This window comes from Mycolicibacterium grossiae (genome assembly GCF_008329645.1).
Lineage (GTDB): Bacteria > Actinomycetota > Actinomycetes > Mycobacteriales > Mycobacteriaceae > Mycobacterium > Mycobacterium grossiae.
In genome coordinates, this window is record NZ_CP043474.1 from 2,592,510 (window position 1) to 2,611,694 (window position 19,185).

General features: G+C 67.1%; 21 protein-coding genes and 1 pseudogene. 14 read left to right on the plus strand and 8 right to left on the minus strand.

From position 1 onward, the window contains the following. Positions 1-64: 64 nt before the first annotated feature. The 4 genes from FZ046_RS12390 to FZ046_RS12405 are packed head-to-tail and all read left to right on the plus strand — an operon-like array spanning position 65 to position 3,831. Entirely contained in the window at positions 65-1,813 is a 1,749-nt protein-coding gene (locus FZ046_RS12390; protein WP_070352039.1) for a glycerol-3-phosphate dehydrogenase/oxidase, read from the plus strand. Between the two features lie 7 nt (positions 1,814-1,820). Beyond that, the gene (locus FZ046_RS12395; protein ID WP_070352040.1) at positions 1,821-2,684 is read left to right on the plus strand and encodes a pseudouridine synthase; all 864 of its coding nucleotides are present in this window, start codon (positions 1,821-1,823) and stop codon (positions 2,682-2,684) included. 51 nt (positions 2,685-2,735) lie between these two features. Then, positions 2,736-3,035: an RNA-binding protein gene (locus tag FZ046_RS12400; RefSeq protein WP_407664463.1), complete on the plus strand. Its 300-nt coding sequence runs from the start codon at positions 2,736-2,738 to the stop codon at positions 3,033-3,035. Positions 3,036-3,060: 25 nt separating this feature from the next. Then, positions 3,061-3,831: an SDR family NAD(P)-dependent oxidoreductase gene (locus FZ046_RS12405; RefSeq protein WP_070352042.1), complete on the plus strand. Its 771-nt coding sequence runs from the start codon at positions 3,061-3,063 to the stop codon at positions 3,829-3,831. Here the strand turns inward: FZ046_RS12405 and FZ046_RS12410 are convergent. Continuing rightward, positions 3,828-4,430, minus strand: a pseudogene (locus tag FZ046_RS12410) (enoyl-CoA hydratase/isomerase family protein); the annotation flags it as partial. The gene FZ046_RS12405 and the pseudogene FZ046_RS12410 sit on opposite strands and share 4 nt — an antisense overlap. A gap of 673 nt (positions 4,431-5,103) precedes the next feature. On the opposite strand from FZ046_RS12410, the gene FZ046_RS12420 reads away from it, so the two are divergent. The 4 genes from FZ046_RS12420 to FZ046_RS12435 all read left to right on the plus strand — a co-directional run bounded on the left by FZ046_RS12420 (position 5,104) and on the right by FZ046_RS12435 (position 6,983). Continuing rightward, a complete protein-coding gene (locus tag FZ046_RS12420; RefSeq protein ID WP_070352043.1) occupies positions 5,104-5,934 on the plus strand; it encodes an RNA polymerase sigma factor in 831 nt (276 codons plus the stop codon). Next, positions 5,931-6,365, plus strand: coding sequence for a hypothetical protein (locus FZ046_RS27665; protein WP_099045841.1), 435 nt, complete (start codon positions 5,931-5,933; stop codon positions 6,363-6,365). Before FZ046_RS12420 ends, FZ046_RS27665 begins: the two co-directional genes overlap by 4 nt. A gap of 88 nt (positions 6,366-6,453) precedes the next feature. After that, positions 6,454-6,687: a hypothetical protein gene (locus FZ046_RS12430; RefSeq protein WP_070352045.1), complete on the plus strand. Its 234-nt coding sequence runs from the start codon at positions 6,454-6,456 to the stop codon at positions 6,685-6,687. A gap of 20 nt (positions 6,688-6,707) precedes the next feature. Next, positions 6,708-6,983 (plus strand): hypothetical protein, encoded by a 276-nt coding sequence (locus FZ046_RS12435; RefSeq protein WP_246182975.1) that lies wholly within the window; start codon positions 6,708-6,710, stop codon positions 6,981-6,983. Between the two features lie 177 nt (positions 6,984-7,160). On the opposite strand, the gene FZ046_RS28160 is transcribed toward FZ046_RS12435, so the two are convergent. Together FZ046_RS28160 and FZ046_RS12445 are read right to left on the minus strand one after the other, a co-directional pair. Then, entirely contained in the window at positions 7,161-7,340 is a 180-nt protein-coding gene (locus tag FZ046_RS28160) for a hypothetical protein (protein ID WP_070352047.1), read from the minus strand. Between the two features lie 26 nt (positions 7,341-7,366). Next, on the minus strand, positions 7,367-7,927 hold the full coding sequence (locus tag FZ046_RS12445; RefSeq protein WP_083298068.1) for a recombinase family protein: 561 nt from the start codon (positions 7,925-7,927) through the stop codon (positions 7,367-7,369). 491 nt (positions 7,928-8,418) lie between these two features. Here FZ046_RS12445 and FZ046_RS12455 point away from each other — a divergent pair, with 491 nt between their 5' ends. Then, positions 8,419-8,766, plus strand: coding sequence for an ANTAR domain-containing protein (locus FZ046_RS12455; protein WP_246182976.1), 348 nt, complete (start codon positions 8,419-8,421; stop codon positions 8,764-8,766). Between the two features lie 267 nt (positions 8,767-9,033). Here FZ046_RS12455 and FZ046_RS12460 read toward each other — a convergent pair whose 3' ends face one another. From FZ046_RS12460 to FZ046_RS12480, 5 genes are all read right to left on the minus strand, one after another. Continuing rightward, on the minus strand, positions 9,034-9,438 hold the full coding sequence (locus FZ046_RS12460; protein WP_070352049.1) for a pyridoxamine 5'-phosphate oxidase family protein: 405 nt from the start codon (positions 9,436-9,438) through the stop codon (positions 9,034-9,036). A gap of 80 nt (positions 9,439-9,518) precedes the next feature. Next, a complete protein-coding gene (locus FZ046_RS12465) occupies positions 9,519-10,712 on the minus strand; it encodes an alcohol dehydrogenase catalytic domain-containing protein (RefSeq protein ID WP_070352050.1) in 1,194 nt (397 codons plus the stop codon). 145 nt (positions 10,713-10,857) lie between these two features. Further along, positions 10,858-13,470, minus strand: a complete 2,613-nt coding sequence (locus FZ046_RS12470; RefSeq protein WP_070352051.1) for an excinuclease ABC subunit UvrA — start codon at positions 13,468-13,470, stop codon at positions 10,858-10,860. Positions 13,471-13,671: 201 nt separating this feature from the next. Further along, positions 13,672-14,703 (minus strand): helix-turn-helix domain-containing protein, encoded by a 1,032-nt coding sequence (locus tag FZ046_RS12475; RefSeq protein WP_083298070.1) that lies wholly within the window; start codon positions 14,701-14,703, stop codon positions 13,672-13,674. A gap of 270 nt (positions 14,704-14,973) precedes the next feature. After that, positions 14,974-16,005: a helix-turn-helix transcriptional regulator gene (locus tag FZ046_RS12480; RefSeq protein WP_083298071.1), complete on the minus strand. Its 1,032-nt coding sequence runs from the start codon at positions 16,003-16,005 to the stop codon at positions 14,974-14,976. Positions 16,006-16,014: 9 nt separating this feature from the next. On the opposite strand from FZ046_RS12480, the gene FZ046_RS12485 reads away from it, so the two are divergent. The 5 genes from FZ046_RS12485 to FZ046_RS12505 all read left to right on the plus strand — a co-directional run bounded on the left by FZ046_RS12485 (position 16,015) and on the right by FZ046_RS12505 (position 19,138). Then, positions 16,015-17,349 carry a glutathione-independent formaldehyde dehydrogenase gene (locus FZ046_RS12485; protein ID WP_246182977.1) on the plus strand — a complete coding sequence of 445 codons (1,335 nt, stop codon included), beginning with the start codon at positions 16,015-16,017 and terminating at the stop codon, positions 17,347-17,349. Positions 17,350-17,438: 89 nt separating this feature from the next. Then, entirely contained in the window at positions 17,439-18,008 is a 570-nt protein-coding gene (locus tag FZ046_RS12490; protein WP_070352053.1) for a type 1 glutamine amidotransferase domain-containing protein, read from the plus strand. Positions 18,009-18,011: 3 nt separating this feature from the next. Continuing rightward, on the plus strand, positions 18,012-18,245 hold the full coding sequence (locus FZ046_RS27670) for a hypothetical protein (RefSeq protein ID WP_176749514.1): 234 nt from the start codon (positions 18,012-18,014) through the stop codon (positions 18,243-18,245). A gap of 242 nt (positions 18,246-18,487) precedes the next feature. After that, on the plus strand, positions 18,488-18,823 hold the full coding sequence (locus FZ046_RS12500; protein WP_070352055.1) for a zinc-binding dehydrogenase: 336 nt from the start codon (positions 18,488-18,490) through the stop codon (positions 18,821-18,823). A 6-nt stretch (positions 18,824-18,829) separates the two neighbouring features. After that, positions 18,830-19,138 carry a putative quinol monooxygenase gene (locus FZ046_RS12505; RefSeq protein ID WP_070352056.1) on the plus strand — a complete coding sequence of 103 codons (309 nt, stop codon included), beginning with the start codon at positions 18,830-18,832 and terminating at the stop codon, positions 19,136-19,138. The last annotated feature ends 47 nt before the right edge of the window (positions 19,139-19,185 follow it).

Below are 19,185 nucleotides of genomic sequence, written 5' to 3' on the forward strand. Positions count from 1 at the left end.
GGCTCGGCGGCGGGCGACCAAGTAGCCTGGTGTCGTACCGGCGAGTAACAAGGAGCTGCGGGCAGTGAGCGAAGACTCGATCCCCGGTCCGGGCAACGGGCAGACCCTGCTCGACGCCGACCAGCGACGCGCCGCATGGGACCGGCTGGGCAGCGAGCAGTTCGACGTCGTCGTCATCGGCGGCGGGGTCGTCGGGGCGGGTGCCGCCCTCGACGCCGCCACCCGCGGGCTGAAGGTCGCGCTGGTGGAGGCCCGCGACTTCGCGTCGGGCACGTCGAGCCGCAGCAGCAAGATGTTCCACGGCGGCCTGCGCTATCTCGAGCAGCTGGAGTTCGGACTCGTCCGCGAGGCGCTGCATGAGCGCGAGCTGTCGCTGACGACGCTCGCGCCGCATTTGGTGAAGCCGCTGCCGTTCCTCTTCCCGCTGACCCACCGGCTGTGGGAGCGGCCCTACGTCGCCGCGGGCATCTTCCTCTACGACCAGCTCGGCGGCGCGAAATCCGTCCCCGCGCAGAAGCACCTGCTCAAAGCAGGGGCGCTGCGGCTGGCCCCGGGACTCAAGCGCAACTCGCTCATCGGCGGGATCCGCTACTACGACACCGTCGTGGACGACGCTCGGCACACCATGGTGGTGGCGCGGACGGCCGCCCACTACGGCGCGGTGGTGCGGACCTCCAGCCAGGTGGTGGCGCTGCTGCGGGAGGGTGACCGCGTGACGGGTGTACGCATCCGCGACACCGAGAACGGCGCGGTGACCGAGGTGCGCGGGCACGTGGTGGTCAATGCCACCGGCGTCTGGACCGACGAGATCCAGGCGCTGTCGAAGCAGCGCGGGCGCTTCCGGGTGCGGGCGTCCAAGGGCGTGCACATCGTGGTGCCGCGGGACCGCATCGTCAGCGAGGTCGCGATCATCCTGCGCACCGAGAAGTCGGTGCTATTCGTCATCCCGTGGGGGACGCACTGGATCATCGGCACCACCGACACCGACTGGAACCTCGACCTGGCGCATCCGGCGGCGACGAAGGCCGACATCGACTACATCCTCGGCCACGTCAACTCCGTGCTCGCCACCCCGCTGACGCACGACGACATCGACGGCGTCTACGCCGGGCTGCGGCCGCTGCTGGCCGGCGAGAGCGAGTCGACGTCCAAGCTCTCGCGCGAGCACGCCGTGGCGACGCCGTCGCCCGGGCTGGTGGCGATCGCGGGCGGCAAGTACACGACCTACCGCGTGATGGCCGAGGACGCGATCGACGCCGCCGCGGAATTCGTGCCGACCCGTGTGGCGCCGTCGATCACCGAGAAGGTGCCGCTGTTGGGGGCCGACGGCTACTTCGCGCTGGTGAACCAGGCCGAACACGTCGGCAAGCACTACGGACTGCACCCGTATCGGGTGCGTCATCTGCTGGACCGGTACGGGTCGCTCATCGGCGAGGTACTGGCGATGGCCGAGGGGCGCCCCGACCTGCTCACGCCCATCACCGAGGCTCCGGTGTACCTCAAGGTCGAGGCCTGGTACGCAGCGGCGGCGGAGGGGGCACTGCACCTCGAGGACATCCTCGCGCGGCGCATGCGAATCTCGATCGAGTACCCGCACCGCGGCGTCGACTGCGCCCGCGAGGTCGCCGACGTCGTCGCGCCCGTGCTGGGGTGGAGTGCCGCGGACGTCGACCGGGAAGTGGCGACGTACGAGGCCCGGGTGGATGCCGAGGTGTCGTCGCAGACGCAGCCCGACGACGCATCCGCTGATGCCCTGCGCGCCTCGGCGCCGGAGGCCCGCGCCGAGATCCTGGAACCGGTGCCGCTCAATTGAGTTCGCCGTGAGCCGCCGCCGGGACGCACCGTTGCCGGTGCGGAACGGGCTCGGTCCGGCCCGGGTGCGGTTGCGCGGCGGCGCGGTGCTGGTGGAGTTGGCCTCCCGGTTTGGTGAGGCGGCAGCCGCCAAGGTCCTCGGCGGGGAGGTGGTCACCGCCGACGGCACGGTGGTCACCGCGGGCACCGTCCTGCCGCCGAACGCGTGCGTCTACCTGTATCGCGACCTGCCCGACGAGATCCCGGTGCCGTTCGACGTGCCGGTGCTGCACCGCGACGAGGCCCTCGTCGTGGTGGACAAGCCGCACTTCCTGGCGACGATGCCCCGCGGCGCGCACGTCGCCGAGACGGTGCTGGTGCGCATGCGTCGCACGCTGGACCTGCCGGAGCTGTCGCCGGCGCACCGGCTGGACCGGCTGACCGCAGGCGTCCTGCTGCTGACCACCCGTGCCGAGGTGCGCGGCGCGTACCAGACGATGTTCGCCCGTGGCGAGGTCGAGAAGACCTACCTGGCACGCGCGGACGTCGACGCCGCGCTGGCGTTCCCGTTGACGGTGCGAAGCCGAATCCTCAAGGAGCGCAGCCGTTTGCAGGCCTACGAAGCTCCGGGTGAGCCGAATGCGGAGACCGAGGTCGAGCACCTCGGCGACGGGCTCTACCGCCTGACCCCGCGCACCGGGCGCACACACCAATTGCGCGTGCACATGGCGTCACTCGGTCTGCCGATCCACGGGGACTCGCTCTACCCCGAGGTCCTCGACGTGCCGCCGGGGGACTTCTCGACGCCGCTGCGGCTGCTTGCGCAGCGGGTGGCGTTCGATGATCCGCTCACCGGGGTGCGCCGCGAGTTCGTCTCGCGCCGCACGGTGTAGCTTCGCCGATTCCGCCGTGTCGGGGTCGGTCTCGGGCGCACCATGTCAGGCATGTACGCGAGACTGGGAATGATCGCCGCGGCGGCGCTGGTCGCCGGCGGCGTGACCGTGCTGCAGGCGCCCCCGGCGGGCGCGGTGTGCGGGTCCATCGGTGGCCGCCACGTCGACGTCAGCGGGTGCTCGGATCCGCTGTCCGAACTGAACGAGGCGCTCGCTCCGCCGCCCCCGCCGCCGCCGTCGAGCGATGCACCTCCGCCGCCCCCACCGCCGCCGGTGTACGTGCCACCGGCGCCGAACGTCAGCGTGTGCGCCAACGTGGGTCGGCGCGTCAGTGTCAGCGGCTGCGTGTGACGGTCGGCGTGCTCTACTGACGGGCATGGATCGCCGCGGGTTCGACCGCCTCTTCGACATGACCGACCGCACCGTCATCGTGACGGGCGGCACCCGCGGGATCGGCCTGGCGCTGGCCGAGGGCTTCGTGCTCGCCGGTGCCCGAGTGGTCGTCGCGAGCCGCAAGGCCGACGCGTGCGAGCGGGCTGCCGAGCACCTGCGGGGGCTGGGCGGTCAGGCGATCGGCGTGCCGACGCACGCCGGCGACGTCGACGACCTCGGGGCGCTGGTCGACCGCGCAGTCGCCGAGTTCGGCGGCCTCGACGTGCTGGTGAACAACGCCGCCAACGCCCTGGCGCAGCCGCTCGGCGAGATGACGGTCGAGGCGTGGGCGAAGTCGAACGACGTCAACGTCCGCGGGCCGGTGTTCCTCACCCAGCATGCGCTGCCGCACCTTCGGCGCAGCGAGCATGCGGCGGTGCTCAACGTGGTGTCGGTGGGCGCGTTCAACTTCGCGCCGAGCCTGTCGATCTACGCGGCGGGCAAGGCGGCGATGATGTCGTTCACCCGGTCGATGGCGGCCGAGTTCGCCGGCCACGGCATCCGGGTCAACGCCATCGCGCCGGGGCCGGTGGACACCGACATGATGCGCAACAACCCGCAGGAGGCCATCGACCACATGGTCGGCGGGACGTTGCTCAAGCGGCTCGCATCGGCTGACGAGATGGTAGGCGCCGCGCTGCTGTTGTGTTCCGACGCAGGCAGTTACATGACGGGCACGGTGATCATCGTCGACGGCGGCGGGACACCGCGCTAGTCCCGCGTGCGGGTGGCGAACGCCGCTGCCGCCTCGCGGAGTTCGCCGCTCGTGGAGGCGAGGATCTGGCTGCGGTTCTCCACCTGCAGCGCGGCCTCGAGACTCGGCGCCTCCAGGTTGGCCCACAGCACCTGCTTGGTGGATTCGACGCCGAATCCGCCGTAGCCGCATAGGGTCTCGGCGACGGCGAGCGCGTCGTCGAGCACCGGGCCGGTCGACAGCCGCGACACCAGCCCGAGCCGGAGCGCCTCGTCGGCGTGCACGGTGCGGGCGGTGAGGATGAGGTCGAAGGCCTGTCCGGCGCCGACGATGCGGGGAAGCGTGTAGCTGACGCCGATGTCGCAGCCCCCGAGGCCCAGTTTGATGAACTGCGTACAGAACCGGGCGTCGGGTCCGGCGATGCGGATGTCCGACGCCAGGGCCAGTGCGAAGCCGCCGCCGTAGGCGGGACCGTTGACCGCGGCGATCACGGGCTGGCGCAGGTGGCTCAGCTTGGTGGTCAGTTCGGCGATGCGCTCCTGCCACCGCATGCTGGCGCGCGGGAACTCCAGGCCGCCCTTGGCCTCCTCGGGAAAGGGCTCGGTGAGGTCCAGTCCGGACAGAGGTTAGGTCGGCGTGGGTACGGGTGTCGTTGCCCGGTACCGCCGGGAATAGCGCGGTGAACGAAGTTGGGTCGGTCCAGTGGGCTTCGCCTGGCTGGACGGCCTTCATGAGTGCCCGGTCGTAGAAGTTGCGAAGGCCAACTTCGAGGTGTGCAAAATCGTGCAGCAGTGCGGCGTTGAGCTGGGTGTTCCATTCGTGCAGGTCGAGAGCACGGGTGCGGTCCCCACCGGCCAGGAGCATGTACGTGTGGAATCGCTGGGGGCTCAACCATTGTTCAACCCAGGGGCCCGGTGCCGTCACCGTTGAGTTCTATCAGGGCTCCACGTACGATTGAGTGCATACAGGCCGGTGTGACGTGTAGCGCGTGCCCGGTTAAAGCCAGGAAGAGCCCGGTATTCGGTCCTTGCGACCGACCCGGGCTCTTTGCTTTGAACAGCGCTGTCTGCGGCTGAAAGGCCATCTTTCGGTCTCGTGGTCCAGGGCCTAGAGCCTTCCGCTATGCCGAAGCATGTCGGTTCGACCTGAGACAATGGCGAGCGCACGGGCCGCGACCGCTCGCCTGGAAAAAACTTTCTCCAGGTTTCAGGGATTTGCGGTACGCGCGGACTTAAGAGGAAGCGACAACCGTAGGGATCGGTTGTCTCTTTCTCGCCTCCTGGAGATGTAGCCATGGATCGACCGGCACGCCGCCCCGGCCCGCCCGTTGATGCCGCGCGCTTACAACCGGACAACCAGGGCGACATCCAGAGCGTCGACGAGGGTTTGGTCGGTGCCTGGCTCGACGACCCTGATCTGGCCGCCGAACTGGCCGACGAGCTGGAACAGTTGGAACGACTGCGGCGTCTTCAAGCCGATGAGGAGCTGGTGCTGGCGCTGCAGTTGGAGCAGTTCACCGGCCGGCTGTGGGAGCGGTTCTCCCGCGAGCTGACCCGCTACGGCCTCGGCGTGCTGCGCGCCTGGATCCGCCACGGCACCATCTACGCGAAGGCCAAGACGCTGACCGGTTACGGTCTGGGCCGCATCGAGGGCTGGCCCGACGACCAGACCATCGACGACATCGCTACCGACACCGTGGTCGCCGCGCTGAACTACTTCCGCGACAAGGTGCTCAAGACCCACCGCTGGCAGTCCTCGGGTGGGGCGTCGCTGGGCACCTTCTTCATCGGCCAGTGCCTCTATCAGTTCGCCAACATCTACCGCAGCGCACTGCGTGCCGAGCTTGAACGGATTGAGCAGGCCACCACTCCGATGGACGAACTCCCCGAAGACGAGTTCGACGTCATCAAGGGCATCGAGGAGACCATCGTCGCCAACGACACCGTGGCCGAAGCGATGGCCCTGCTGACCACCGACCGGGCGCGCCAAGCACTGTTCCTGCAGGAACACGGCTTCACCCAGCGCGAGATCGCCAACAAGCTGGGGCTGCGCGACGCGAAGAGCGTGGAAAACCTCCTCGGCCACCAACTCCGCCAACTCCGAAACCGAAAGAGGACGTCGTGACCACCATCAAGCACCTCACCGCACTGATCAACGCCAGCTCGTTGGGTACCCGCACCGCCCGAGTGGCACGCAGGTCGGTGACCGCCGCCGAAGGCGACGCCCTGGCCCGCCGCGCCGCCGAGGCCGGCCGAAACGATTCCGGGGAATTCAGGGATCGAGCCGACGGGCGCACTTATAGACCGGTATCCGGCTCAACACCGGGCCGGACAAACCGAAAGGACAAGACAATGGCCAAGGGCCATCACCGCAGCGCGACCACCGGTCGCTACGTCAAGGCGTCCACCGCGGCGCGCAACCCCAAGACCACGGTCACCGAACGGGGCGCCAACCGCAGCAGCGGAACTCATCACCGCAGTGCCATCACCGGCAAGTTCGTGAAGGGCTCTACGGCGGCAAATCACCCCAACACCACGGTCACCGAACGCGGTTGAGCAGCAACCGGATTCGGCGGAGTTCCCTCGGCTCGACAGACGGGCCGAGGGGGCACCAGACCGACCCACTTCCGAAAGGCGAAATCCCATGATCCGTACCACCGTTGAGGCCCTCGGCGGCGCGCAAGCCGTTCCCAGTGAGCTGATCCCGGTCCGCGAACTGCATCAGCGCCTGATTGATCAGGTGGCCACCAGCGGCGGCAACGTCGTCCTGGCCGACACCGCCGGCAAGCCCGCCGCGGTTGTCATGTCCCTGCAGCTCTATCAGCAGCTGGTTGACGAGCTGACCATGCTGCGCCGCAGAACCGCCGACAACGCCTGATGGCGGGGGAGGGGCATCACGTGCTGACCGACGACGACGTGCAAGCTCTCGACCGACGCGCACGCGAGGTGGGAGACGTCATCGGCTGGGATCTGCAGTTCGTCGTCGCCCCCAACGCGGAGTTCGTCGGTCTGGCGGCCGGCGGCGGCGCTGATCACGCTGACCAGATCATCGTCCTGGGCCCCAGCCGGATCACCGATCTCGCCGTCCACGAGATAGACCTCGCACTCGACGCACTCCAGCACGGCGACCGGCACATCATCCTCGACGAAGACGGCGACCCCCGGCTGTTCTGAACACGCGCGGCCAGGCGAGTTCTTCTCTACGCCTCTCCAGTCCGGCCCGCATAGCGGTCCCGCGCAGCCCGACGTTCAACATCGGCGGTCTCGCTGTTGAACTCCGCTGCTAGCTGCGAGTAGCCGACCTCGAGGTCATCCGGGTGGGGCTCGGCTTCCACGTGAATCACTTCGACCTCATTTCCGGAGAACGCCGTAGCGGGCGCGGATCTCGTCTTCGCCGAACGTGCGGCCGGCGGCGATGTCGGCTTCGGATTCTCGTAGCGATTCGCGAACGTCCGCCACGTCGATCGGCCAGTCGTCGAGTTCCCCAGGTGCACTGCTGCAGCCCTGGGTATCGCCGTTCTCTTCCGTCACCTTCGAAGGATAGGTCTCTGCCTGCCTCAGGCTGACGGCCGCGGTTCGTCGAGGCAGCGGTAGACGCTGGAGCGGGATATGTCGAGGGTCCGCGCGATCTGGGCGCGAGGGGTCCCGGCCTCGTCGAGGGCTTGGACCGCGGCGATGGTGTCAGCGGTGAGGCCGGGGCGGCCGGGGTGTCGACCGGCCGCGCGGGCTGCCGCGACTCCGACGGCGGTGCGTTCGGCGGCGACGGCACGCTCGAACTCGGCGACGGCCCCGAAGACGTGGAAGATCAGCCGGCCGCCGGCAGTGCTGGTGTCGATGGCTTCGGTGAGGGAGCGCAGTTCGATGCCGCGGGCCTGGAGGTCGCTGGCCACGGTGAGCAGGTGGGGGAGTGAGCGGCCGAGACGGTCGAGCCGCCAGACCATGAGCACGTCCCCGCGGCGGGCGTAGTCGAGCAGCGCGGCCAGCTCGGGGCGATCATCGCTAGCGCCGGACATGCGCTCGGTCCAGATCCGTTCGGCCGCGGCCTCCGTCAACGCCTTTGTCTGCATGTCGGGGGACTGGTGCACCGTCGAGACTCGCGCGTATCCCAGCAGCGTCACCGGCAGGTCCTCACTCGTTCAGGGGAGCACGGGCTTCTCAGGCCCAACCAGGGCCGCTTGCGGACCTGGGCGGGAGCCGTCTGTGTCTTTAAGGGTGTCCCCGTTCTCGCCGGTCTGGGACAGTGTTCTGGGAGACCGCACCGTCGCATCGGCGCTGGTCGCAACGACCGCGCTCATTATGTAGCTTTTTCGGTCGTTCGGATTTAGGGTGACCGGCAACGGTCTCGGGTATGGCAGCGACGCTCATAATCGCTTGTCATGCAGCGTTTTTATGGTCCCAACCGGGGTATCCGCGGTCTGCGAGGGCGAACAGACCTGGTTGCCTCAGTGGCCTTCGCAAGGTAGCCGTTCGGACGCAACTCATTGTGTTCAGCAGCGTGCACCTTGCCGAGCGGCTGCCCCTGTGTGGTTGTTACCGATTTGTGAGGAGGTTCGGCCGTATCTTCACTTGACGTTGGCGTCAGCAGTTTCGTGTTCATATTATGCACTCCGTGCCGCCTAACAGCGCCGCCAACGGCGACCCACCGCTCGATTTGGACGTGGAGGGTCTCATCGCTGAGCGGCTCACCGGGATTACCGAGCAGCGGGCAGTGATTGAACAGGCCAAAGGGATGCTCATGCTGATTCACGACATCGATGCAGACCAAGCTTTCGAGCTACTGAAGTGGCGTTCCCAAGACACGAACACCAAGCTGCGCCCACTCGCCGAGCAACTAGTCGCCGAATTTCGTCAACTCAGCGGCAACGCCTTGCTGCCCTCGAAGGAAGTATTCGAACGACGCCTCATGACCATTCACCAACGAGTAGATAAGTCGAAGGATCTGGCCACGGAAGGGTGAGAGAGGCTCAACACGACAGACGCCTCGAAGGCGGCGTAATCTACGTCTCGTTTCTAAAGATTCTGGACGGCTCAGATCCTGTCTCGTTCGTCGGCGGCATCCTTGTTTTAGACGAGGGGTGTGAACGCCGAACCGCATCAACGAGCACTACCTCAGCGCAGATGTCCCTTGCGATAACTCATGCGCGAAGATGCGCGTTATGACGCATTATCTTGTGTTGCCCGGGCTGTCCAGTGGTTCCCGCTGTTTGATTACTTCAAGGGCGGCTTACCAAGCGCGGATCGTGTCGAAGCCGATCTTTATCGCAGCGGAGAAGTTCGCTGCGTATCGTTCTGGGGTCGACTCCAGACCCTCACGAATTTGGTGTTCGTATTTGGACAGGTAATGCGCCAGCCGCTGCGGGTCGTCCGACCCGGTCGACAGCGCGGCTACACCGTCGATGGTCAGGACCCCGTTTCCGAGTGTTCCGTCTCCGTCGAGGTGGAACGAAACCCGTTTGTTTCCAGCAATATTTCGGACTTTGCCCGAGGTGGGCTCACTGATCACAAACACGTCGTCGCCGTCAAAATGGAACCACACGTAGGAGCTTTGCGGTTGCCCATCGCGACGGACGGTGGTAATCCAGCCGAAGTCCGCGTTCTCCAAGCGAGCGGCCGACGACGAGTCGATCATGCGTGCCTCCTACCGGTGGGCGGAGTGCTTACCGGGTGCCACCTCAACCCTGAGGAAGCGGTGGCACCCGGCACGCTCGCCTACGCCGGGATCATTCCGTGCGGGTCGATGATGAACTTGTTGGACGAGCCCTGGTCGAAGATCGCGTAGGCGTCCGGCGCCTCGTCGAGGCTGATGACCTTGCTGTTGAGCATGGGGCTCAGGTAGGGCATGCGGTCCCACAGGATCGCCATCATCAGTTCGCGGTGATAGTGCATGATCGGCGCCTGCCCCGCCGACACGCGCGGCGACTTGATCCACGCCTTGCCGAAGTCGAGCGGGAAAGTGCCTTCTTGCCCGGCCTCTGTCGGCGCCAGGGGGTCAGGTCCGTAGACGCCGATGACGCCCGTGGCGCCGCCGGCGCGAGTGGCCTCCAGCACCTGGTTGATGGCAGCCTGCGGCTGAAGGTCCTCCGCCTCCTTACCGATGCCGTGCGCTTCGGAACCGACATAGTCCACGGCACAATCGACTTCACGCTCGCCCAGGATGGCCTCGATCTGGTCGGGCAACGGAACGTCCTTATTCAGATCGATCGTCTCGCACCCGTTGTTCTTCACCAGATCAAGCCTGTCCTGGTAGTAGTCGCCGACGATGATGCAGGACGCACCCAGCAGCCGCGCCGCCGCCGCACCACAGCGGCCGACCGGACCGGCACCGGCGATATACACCGTCGAGCCAGGCTTGGCGCCCGCCTCCATCAGGCCATGAAAGGCCGTGGGCAAAATGTCCGAAAGCAGGGCGAGATCAAGGATCTTCTCCATGGCCTGGTCTTTGTCCGGGAACCGCAACAATTGGAAGTCGGCGTACGGGACGAACAGGTACTCGGCCTGACCACCCTGCCAGTCGCCGAGGTTGAACCCGTACGCGCCGCACGCGACGTCGGCATTCGTGGTCTCGCAGACATCGGTACGGCGCGCCTTACAGTTGCGACACCGCCCGCAGGCAACGTTGAACGGGACCGAGACGAGATCACCCTCGGTGAGGAACTCGACGTCGGGGCCCACTTCGACGACCTCACCGGTCATCTCGTGGCCCATGACCATCCCCTCGGGCACAGAAAAAGAGCCTCGAAAGATGTGCAGGTCGCTGCCGCAGATGTTGGTGGCGACCATTTTCAGGATCGCGCCATGGGGAGCCTTCTTGCCGTTGGGCATGACCAGTTTCGGATACTCCAGCGAATCGACCCGCATGTCCCCCGGATTGTGGAAGACGACTGCGCGATTACCTTCAGCCATGGTTGTAAACCTCCTTGCAGCACAAGTGATGTGCTGATGTGACGATCAGTCGGCCTGGTGGCGAACTGTCCTGTCAGCGTATGCAGGACCATGCATCGTGTCGGTGACCGCGCGCGCCACCGTTATGACAATCCGTGCCAAGGCGTCAGTCGGCGAGTTCAGCGGCAAGATACGCGGCGGTGGCACTGTCCCGGTATGCCGCGACCTCCCGCGGGGTACCGGCGACGACGATGCGGCCACCGGCGCCCCCTGCGCCGGGTCCCATGTCGATGACGTGATCAGCCTGGGCGACCACCCGCATATCCAGTTCGGCGGCGACCACGGTGTTGCCGGCGTCGACGAGCCGGTGCAGGTGTGCCAGCAGCCGGTCGGTGTCGGCGGGATGCAGTCCGGCGGTGGGCTCGTCGAGCAGGTAGAGCGTGTCACCGCGGTGGGCACGCTGCAGTTCACCGGCGAGCTTGACGCGCTGCGCCTCGCCGCCGGACAGTTCAGTGGCCGGCTGCCCGAGCCGCAGGTAGCTTAGCCCGACATCGCACAGCGCCTCCAGAGCTTGCAGCACGGCGGGTTCGCCGTCAAAAAACTCCCGGGCCGCCGACACACTGAGTTCGAGTACCTCAGCGATGTTCTTGTGCCGCCAGCGGATCGCGAGAGTCGCGGGGTTGTAACGGGTTCCGTGGCAGTCGGGGCACGGGCTATAGACGCTGGGCAGGAACAGCAACTCCACCATCACCCAACCCTCCCCTTCGCAGGTCGGGCATCGTCCGCCGCTGACGTTGAACGAGAACCGTCCGGGTTTGTAGCCGCGCTTCTTGGCCCCGGGGGTGTCAGCGAAGAGCCGGCGAACGTGGTCGAACAGCCCGGTGTAGGTGGCGATGTTGGATCGCGGTGTGCGGCCGATCGGCTTCTGATCGATGCACACCACCCGCCGCACACCGTGGGGGTCGCCGAGCACCTCGCCCGAGGCGGTGACCTGCGTGGCCTCAGCGAGTAGGTCGTCGTCGCGGGCGTCGTCCAACCGCACCGGACGGCCGAGGTGCTCACCGACGATCTCGGGTAGGGCCTGGGCGACGAGGCTCGACTTGCCCGACCCGGACACCCCGGTGACCGCGGTGAGGCAGCGCAACGGCACCGATACCGACAGATCATGCAAATTGTTGCGTTGCACACCAGCGAGTTGCAGCCAGTCACTGCGCTCCCGCGGTGTGCGCGAGGCGACGCGGGTCTCGTCGCCGAACAGATAGCGGCGGGTGACCGAGTCGGTGACATCGGCCAGCCCGGCCGGGGGACCGCTGTAGAGGATCTGGCCGCCGTCCAGCCCGGCGCCGGGCCCGATATCAACCAGCCAGTCCGCCGCGGCGATGACATCCAGCGAGTGCTCGACGACGAAGACGCTGTTGCCGCTGCGTTTGAGGCCGGCCAAGATGTCAAGCAAGGCGTCCCGGTCGCGGGGGTGCAGACCGGCCGACGGCTCGTCGAGGACGTAGACGACGCCGAACAGTTGTGACGAGAGTTGCGTCGCGAGCCGCACGCGCTGCAGTTCCCCGCCCGATAGCGTCGGCGTGCTGCGGGCCAGGGAGAGGTATCCCAGTCCCAGATCGATGAGCGGTTGCAGCCGCTCCTGCAGCTCTGCGACCAATCGCTGTGCAGCGGCGCGCTTTTCGTCTGACATGTTGGGTGTTTGCCGGACATCTGGTGCCGCGGCATGCGCGGAACCCCCGGCCACGACCCGCGCGTTGACCGCCGACTTTCGTGTCTTCTGGTTCAGGGCCGCACCGGAGGTGGCCGGCTTCCACCGCGGGCTGAGCACCCTGGCGCACAGCGCGGCGAGCTGGTCGAGGGTGAGCCGCGACAGCTCGGCGATGTCCAGACCTTCGAATGTCACCGACAGCGCTTCGGGTTTGAGCCGCTTTCCGTGGCACGCTGGGCACTGGCCGCTTCCAACGAACTGGGAGACCCGTTTCTTGACCCCGGCGCTCTTGGTGTTGGCGAACGTGTCGAGAACGTAGCGGCGCGCACCGATGAAGGTGCCCTGATAGCTGGGCTCCATCTCGGCCTTGACCGCGCGGCGGGTTTCGGCCGGGGTGAAACCGGCGTAGACCGGTACCGTCGGGCGGTCCTCGGTGAACAGAATCCAGTCGCGGTCCCTGCGCGACAGCGTCTTCCACGGAGCGTCGACGTCGTAGCCGAGCGTCACGAGGATGTCGCGCAGATTCTGCCCGTACCACGCCGGTGGCCACGACGCGATGGCACGCTCGCGGATCGACAACGACGGGTCGGGCACCATCAGTGCTTCGGTCACCTCGTACACCCGGCCCATCCCGTGGCACGTCGGGCAGGCACCCTGCGGGGTGTTGGGCGAGAAATCCTCCGCGTAGAGCATCGGCTGCTTCGACGGGTAGTTGCCCACCCGCGAATACAGCATGCGGATCAGGCTCGACAACGTGGTCACGCTGCCCACCGACGACCGGGCGCTGGTACCACCGCGCTGCTGCCGCAACGCGACCGCGGGTGGCATCCCTTCAATCGAATCGACATCAGGCACGCCCGCCTGATCGATCAGACGCCGCGCATACGGCGCCACCGACTCCAGGTACCGCCGCTGAGACTCGGCGAAGAGCGTGCCGAAGGCCAGCGATGACTTGCCCGAACCCGACACCCCGGTGAACGCGACGAGGGCATCACGCGGCACCTCCACGTCGACGCCGCGCAGATTGTGCTCGCGGGCACCGCGCACCCGAACTCTATTATCTGGCTCCACTACTCATCTCCTCGTCCGACGAGGCTAGCCATGGCGGCGGGACATCCCACTGTCGATGCGTGCCACAACCCTGACGTCCCGTGCCAGCTTGGCCCGCAGAGGACGGCCGGGCTGCGCATTCCTTTTGAAGGATGCTGCGGGCCCCTCCACAAGATGCACGCCCGGCGAGGTGCTGCGCTCGGTGGTGCTGATCTGACGAAGTTACGGCGACGGATCGAGCCGGTCCTGCAGGTTCGCGGTGTCCTGCCGGGCCAGGTGCCGGTAGTCTCCGGGAGTGATCCCGGTGATCGCCCGAAACGAGCGGTAGAAGTTGGTGTCGTTGGAAAACCCCACCTCTCGGGCGATCGCCTCAATGGGCAGGTCGGTCCGGTTTGTCAGTAGCCGCTGAGCGGCGGCGACCCGCATGGTGCGCAGATGCGCGGTCACGGTTTGTCCGGTGCCCTCGAACAATCGGTGCAGAGTGCGGCGGGACACGTGGCAGCCGACGGCGATCCGGTCCACATCGAGGTCTGGGTCGCCGAGGTGGTGGCGCAGGTAAGCAAGGGCCCGCTCGCGCTGCAGCAGCAGCGGAAGGTCTTGTACACCTCGAGTTCTCGCTGCGTAGGCGAGCAAGGAACTGGCCAGGTTCGCCCCGTACGGGGCCAGCAGGCCGGCTCCCTCCGGGTCGGTGGTTTGCGTAGCAGCCAAACTTTGGAAGAACGCGGACACCGACGAGAGCGCCCCGTCCACGGGGATCTCCACCGCGAGCAGATCAGTACTAGGCCGCAAGCCGGCGTCAGCGAATGCACGCTCGGCCGGTAGATGAACCACGACCTGCTCGTACGGATCGCGGTAGTCCAACGAAAACGGCCGCGCGCTGGCATAGATCACCACCCGGCCAGGTCGGACTTCCGCGCTGTGGCCAGCCTGCGTGACGACTCCCGTGCCACGGCTCTGAAACAACGCGTATAGGTACTCCGCTTCGGCCCCCCGGGATATCAGAGTGCTGCTTCGACTGACCTTCTCGCCGCTGGCCCGCTTGACGGACAGCGCAAAGTCACCGTAGTCGGCATAGCTAATCTCGCCGGAGAAACTCCGATCATAGGGGCTCGGCGCAACATCGACGTAAGCCTGGCGTCGCACCGAGCGCCAATAGTCGACGGCGGCGTCAGCGTCGACCGCGTGGGTGGACCACGTCGCAGTTTCTGGAGACGTGGCCGCATCGCGCTCAGACAGTTCGTCGCCTCCCTCCATCGCTGAATCTACGCGATAGCGCCGCCAGACGCGTTCAGGATTGCGCCCACATTGTGTGGGAGTGCCCCGCCGGATCCGCGCATAACCTCTGTTCAAAGGTGCGGGGCCGTAGCTGCTGCGCCCCCACCACGAAGAAGATCGAGGTTTCCCCGGGTGCAGTTCCAGCGCGTCTCGCTTCTAGGCATTCGAGAGTGATCAATTCGTGTCTCACGCTCGGCGGTCAGGTCGGGGTGCGGGTGGTCCGGTGAATTCGTGGAGAGGTTGGGTTTTCTAGCGGGACGGTGCGCCGATGTGCGGTAGGAGTGCAGGCGGGATGTAGAGCCCGCGCCGCTGGGCGCGCACGGCGGCGAGCGCTCGGGTGTTGGCGTCGAGTTTGGTGAGGATGTGTTCGATGTGGGTGGCGATGGTGCGGACGGTGACGCCGAGGCGGTGCGCGGCTTCGGCGTTGTGTTGGCCGGCGATGAGCAGGCCAAGCACCTCGAGCTCGCGGCGGGTCAGGCCATGGAGGTCTAAGCATGGTGAGAGCACGACGACCGTGATCGCGTCGCGTGGTGCGAGATCGGGCAGAGCCAGGGCCGTCACGGTCAGGTAGTCGTCGGGTTCTCCGGACGGCGCGGGGAACAGGAAGCAGGCCCGAGGCCCATCGAGCATGGTGCTGACCGCGATCAGTGCCGGTGAACCGGGACGCAACGCCGGGTGGTCGGGTAGGCCGGGGACGGGGAGGACATCGCGTGACTGGGTGAGGATCACCCCGGCGGTCGCCGAGTGAATCAGCTGAGCCGCCGCGGTCGCCGAGCGTTGGGGGTCGACTGCGTGGGCCAGTGTCGGTGCGAGCGCGGCAAGCAGGTCGCGCGCGGTCTCCGATGGCACGGTGGCGCTGCTGGTGAACAGGGCCAGAAAGCCCAGGTGCCGCCCGTCGGTGGCAAACAGGCACACGCCGAGGCCTTCGCGGAGGCCGGCGGGCAGTAGGCACTCCCACCACAACCGCAACTCGCTGGCGGGTACGGGGAAGTCTGCGACGCGCAGCGGGGTGTGGGAGCGGGTCATCCCCAGTTGTTCGATCTCCGCGACGTGAACGGGTCCTTCCAGGTAGGCGAGGGTGCGACGGTCCCACCCGGTGCTGAGCAGTGGGCGGTGTTCGCGGCGCTGCTCGTCGCAGAGTGCTAGCCACGCCGCGTCGAAGGGCAGCAGCCGGTGCAGCGGCTCGAACAGCGCCGCTGCGCGGTCGGACGGCTCGCCGGGCATGGCCGCAATCCGTGCCACCTCGTTGGCGATCTGCCCCGGGTCCGTTGGTCGATGCATGTCGTCCTCTTGTCCGCTGCGACCATTCCTATATCGGTCGTTCTGCCGATGCGCCACAGCACGGAGTTGGTGTTGGCTTGCGTTGGTGAGGGTCCACGGCTTCGAGACCAGGGTGGTGGCGAATTCCCCCTCTTGCCGGCAGGTAACCATCAGACGGGAGCGGACATGAAGGCAGTGGTGTACGACGGGGCACGTCAGGTCACCGTAAAGGACGTGCCGGACGCCCGCATCGAGCGGCCCACCGACGTGCTGGTGCGCATCACCGCCACCAACATTTGCGGCTCGGATCTGCACATGTACGAAGGCCGCACCGATTTCGAGACCGGCCGGTGGTTCGGCCACGAGAACCTCGGCGAGGTCATCGAAGTCGGCGGCGGAGTGGATCAGGTCCAGGTCGGTGACCGCGTCGTGCTCCCGTTCAACGTCGCCTGCGGGCATTGCAAGAACTGCGAGCGCGGGCTGACGAACTACTGCCTGACCGCGCAACCGGTGGATGGGTGGGCCGGCGCCGCCTACGGGTTCGCCAACATGGGGCCATGGGCCGGCGGCCAGGCCGAGCTACTACGCGTCCCGTGGGGCGACTTCAACTGCCTGCGGCTGGGCGAGGACTCCGAGGAGAAGGAGAACGACTACGTGATGCTCTCCGATGTCTTCCCGACCGGATACCACGCCACCGAGATGGCCGGCGTCAAGCCAGGCGACCAGACCGTCATCTTCGGCGCGGGACCCGTCGGGCTGATGGCCGCCCTGTCGGCCACCATCCGCGGGGCCAGCAAGGTGATGGTCGTCGATCGCCACCCCGACCGGTTGCGCCTGGCCGAGTCGATCGGCGCGATCGCGATCGACGACTCGAAGGTCGACCCAATCGAGGCGGTGCTCGAACAGACCAAGGGGCTGGGCGCAGACAACGGCTGCGAGTGCGTCGGGTATCAGGCCCACGACCCCCAGGGCAACGAGCACCCGAACGACACGCTGAACAAGCTGGTGCAGGCGGTGCGGTTCACCGGCCGAATCGGCACGGTCGGAGTCTTCGTGCCGCAGGACCCCGGCGGCCCTGACGAGCTGGCCAAGAACGGCCAAGTGGCCTTCGACTTCGGCATGTTCTGGTTCAAGGGCCAAACAATGGGCAGCGGCCAGGCGCCGATCAAGAAGTACAACCGGCAGTTGCGCGACCTGATCGCCGCCGGCAAGGCCGAGCCGTCGTTCATCGTCAGCCACGAACTGCCGCTGGACCAAGCCCCCGACGCCTACTCCCACTTCGACGCACGCGACGACGGCTGGACCAAGGTCGTGCTCAAGCCCGGCGCCTCCGGCCACCAGAAGGCCGAAGCGGGAACCCGCTGACCCCCTCGTTTCGAGACTGAACCTCTTACGACACCAGCGGCCTGCCCGCACGGGCACGCCAACACCCCCCAGAGAAACGGAGCAGAACGATGGCAGACGAATTGCGCGGAACGCGGGTCGCAATCCTGGCCGCAGACGGGGTCGAGCGCGTCGAACTGGAACAGCCCCGACAGGCGTTGCACGATGCCGGGGGCACCACCGAGCTGCTGTCCCTGCTTGACGGCGAGATTCAAGCCCGCAACAACGACCTGGACGCAGCCGGAACGTTCTCAGTCGACGCCCTGGTGAAGTCCGCCGCGGTCGACGACTACGACGCGCTGCTGCTGCCCGGCGGCACGGTGAACCCGGACAAGCTGCGCATCGACGATGCCGCGGTCACGTTCGTGCGCGACTTCGTGACCTCGGGCAAGCCGGTCGCCGCGATCTGCCACGGACCCTGGACGCTGATCGAGGCCGGTGTCGCGGAGGGCCGAACGTTGACGTCCTATCCGAGCATCCGCACCGACCTGCGCAACGCCGGTGCCAACGTCGTGGACGAGGAGGTCGCCCACGACGGGAACCTGATCACCAGCCGCTCACCCGAGGACCTGCCGGCCTTCTGCGCGGCGATCGTGAAACTGTTCAGCCAGGCCGCACGGCCAGCCGGTGCGGGGGAGTGACTTGTGAGTAGCCCGGTGAGCAAGGTGGCGCACGCGGGCCGCAGTGTCGCCGGTCAGCTGATCCACCAGGTGCAACGCACATTGGGCAGCCAACCCACCCGCGCCGCCGACTCGGAACCGCGTTCGCGGTGGCGCAGCGTGACGATCAACAAGAGCCCGCCGGAGGTCATGCCGGACGGCCGGGTGCCCGAACCGCTCGCCGCGCTGGGCGACCTTCGTCGAAGTCCAGGTCCGTGAAGCGCCGGGGGGCAAGGGCACCGAACTCGCCGCGCGCCTTCGACAGCCAGAACCCGGCGGCCTTTAATCGGTCGGAGCGCGAATGTCAGGCGATGACCCCCGCCAGCAGGTCCGGGTGGCGCTGCGCCAAGCCAAACAACTCATCGAGGTCGGTGAGCTGCTGCGAGTCGACCCTGCCCCACACGGCACCCGCACCGCCGGGGCGACGTCGTCGCGGTGTGGGGGCAGGCGGAGTCGGGCAGATGGCCGCCCGAGCGGCGATGCTGAAGGGCGCCGAGCAGGTCATCGTCATCGACCGGCTTGCCGAACGCCTGACCCAGGTGCGTCAATACATCGGGGCCGAAATCCTCGACTACACAAAGGAGAGCGTCATCGCCGAGTTGAAGGAACGCACCGGCGGCCGCGGTCCCGACGTGTGCATCGAGGCCGTCGGCATGGAAGCTCACGGCACCGGCGCCCTCGACACCGAGCACCTCGCCACCCACGTCATGCCCCTCGACGACGGTCCGCGGGGGTATCGAATGTTCAAGGAGAAGCAGGACGGCTGCGTCCGCGCCGTCTTCCAGCCGACCAAGTGAGGGAACATGATTCACGTTGCATTGTCAGTCACGCTGCACGCCAAGGCCGGCAAGGAAGAGGACGTCGCGCAGTTTCTCCGCGACGCGCGCCCAATCGTCGAGCAGGAGCCGGGGACGCGCGCTTGGTTCGCCCTTCGATTCGACGAGTCGACTTTCGGCATCTTCGACGTGTTTCCCGACGACGCCGCCCGTCAAAGCCACCTGTCGGGGGGTGTCGGCCAGGCCCTTGCCGCGAAGGGCGGCGAGCTGTTCAGCGCAGAACCAAGCATCCAGAACGTCGACGTGCTCGCCTACAAGCTGCCCGGCGCAGAGTGATGAGGCCGGTCCATGACCCCGACGGAGGACACCGCGGCTAGGAGCAG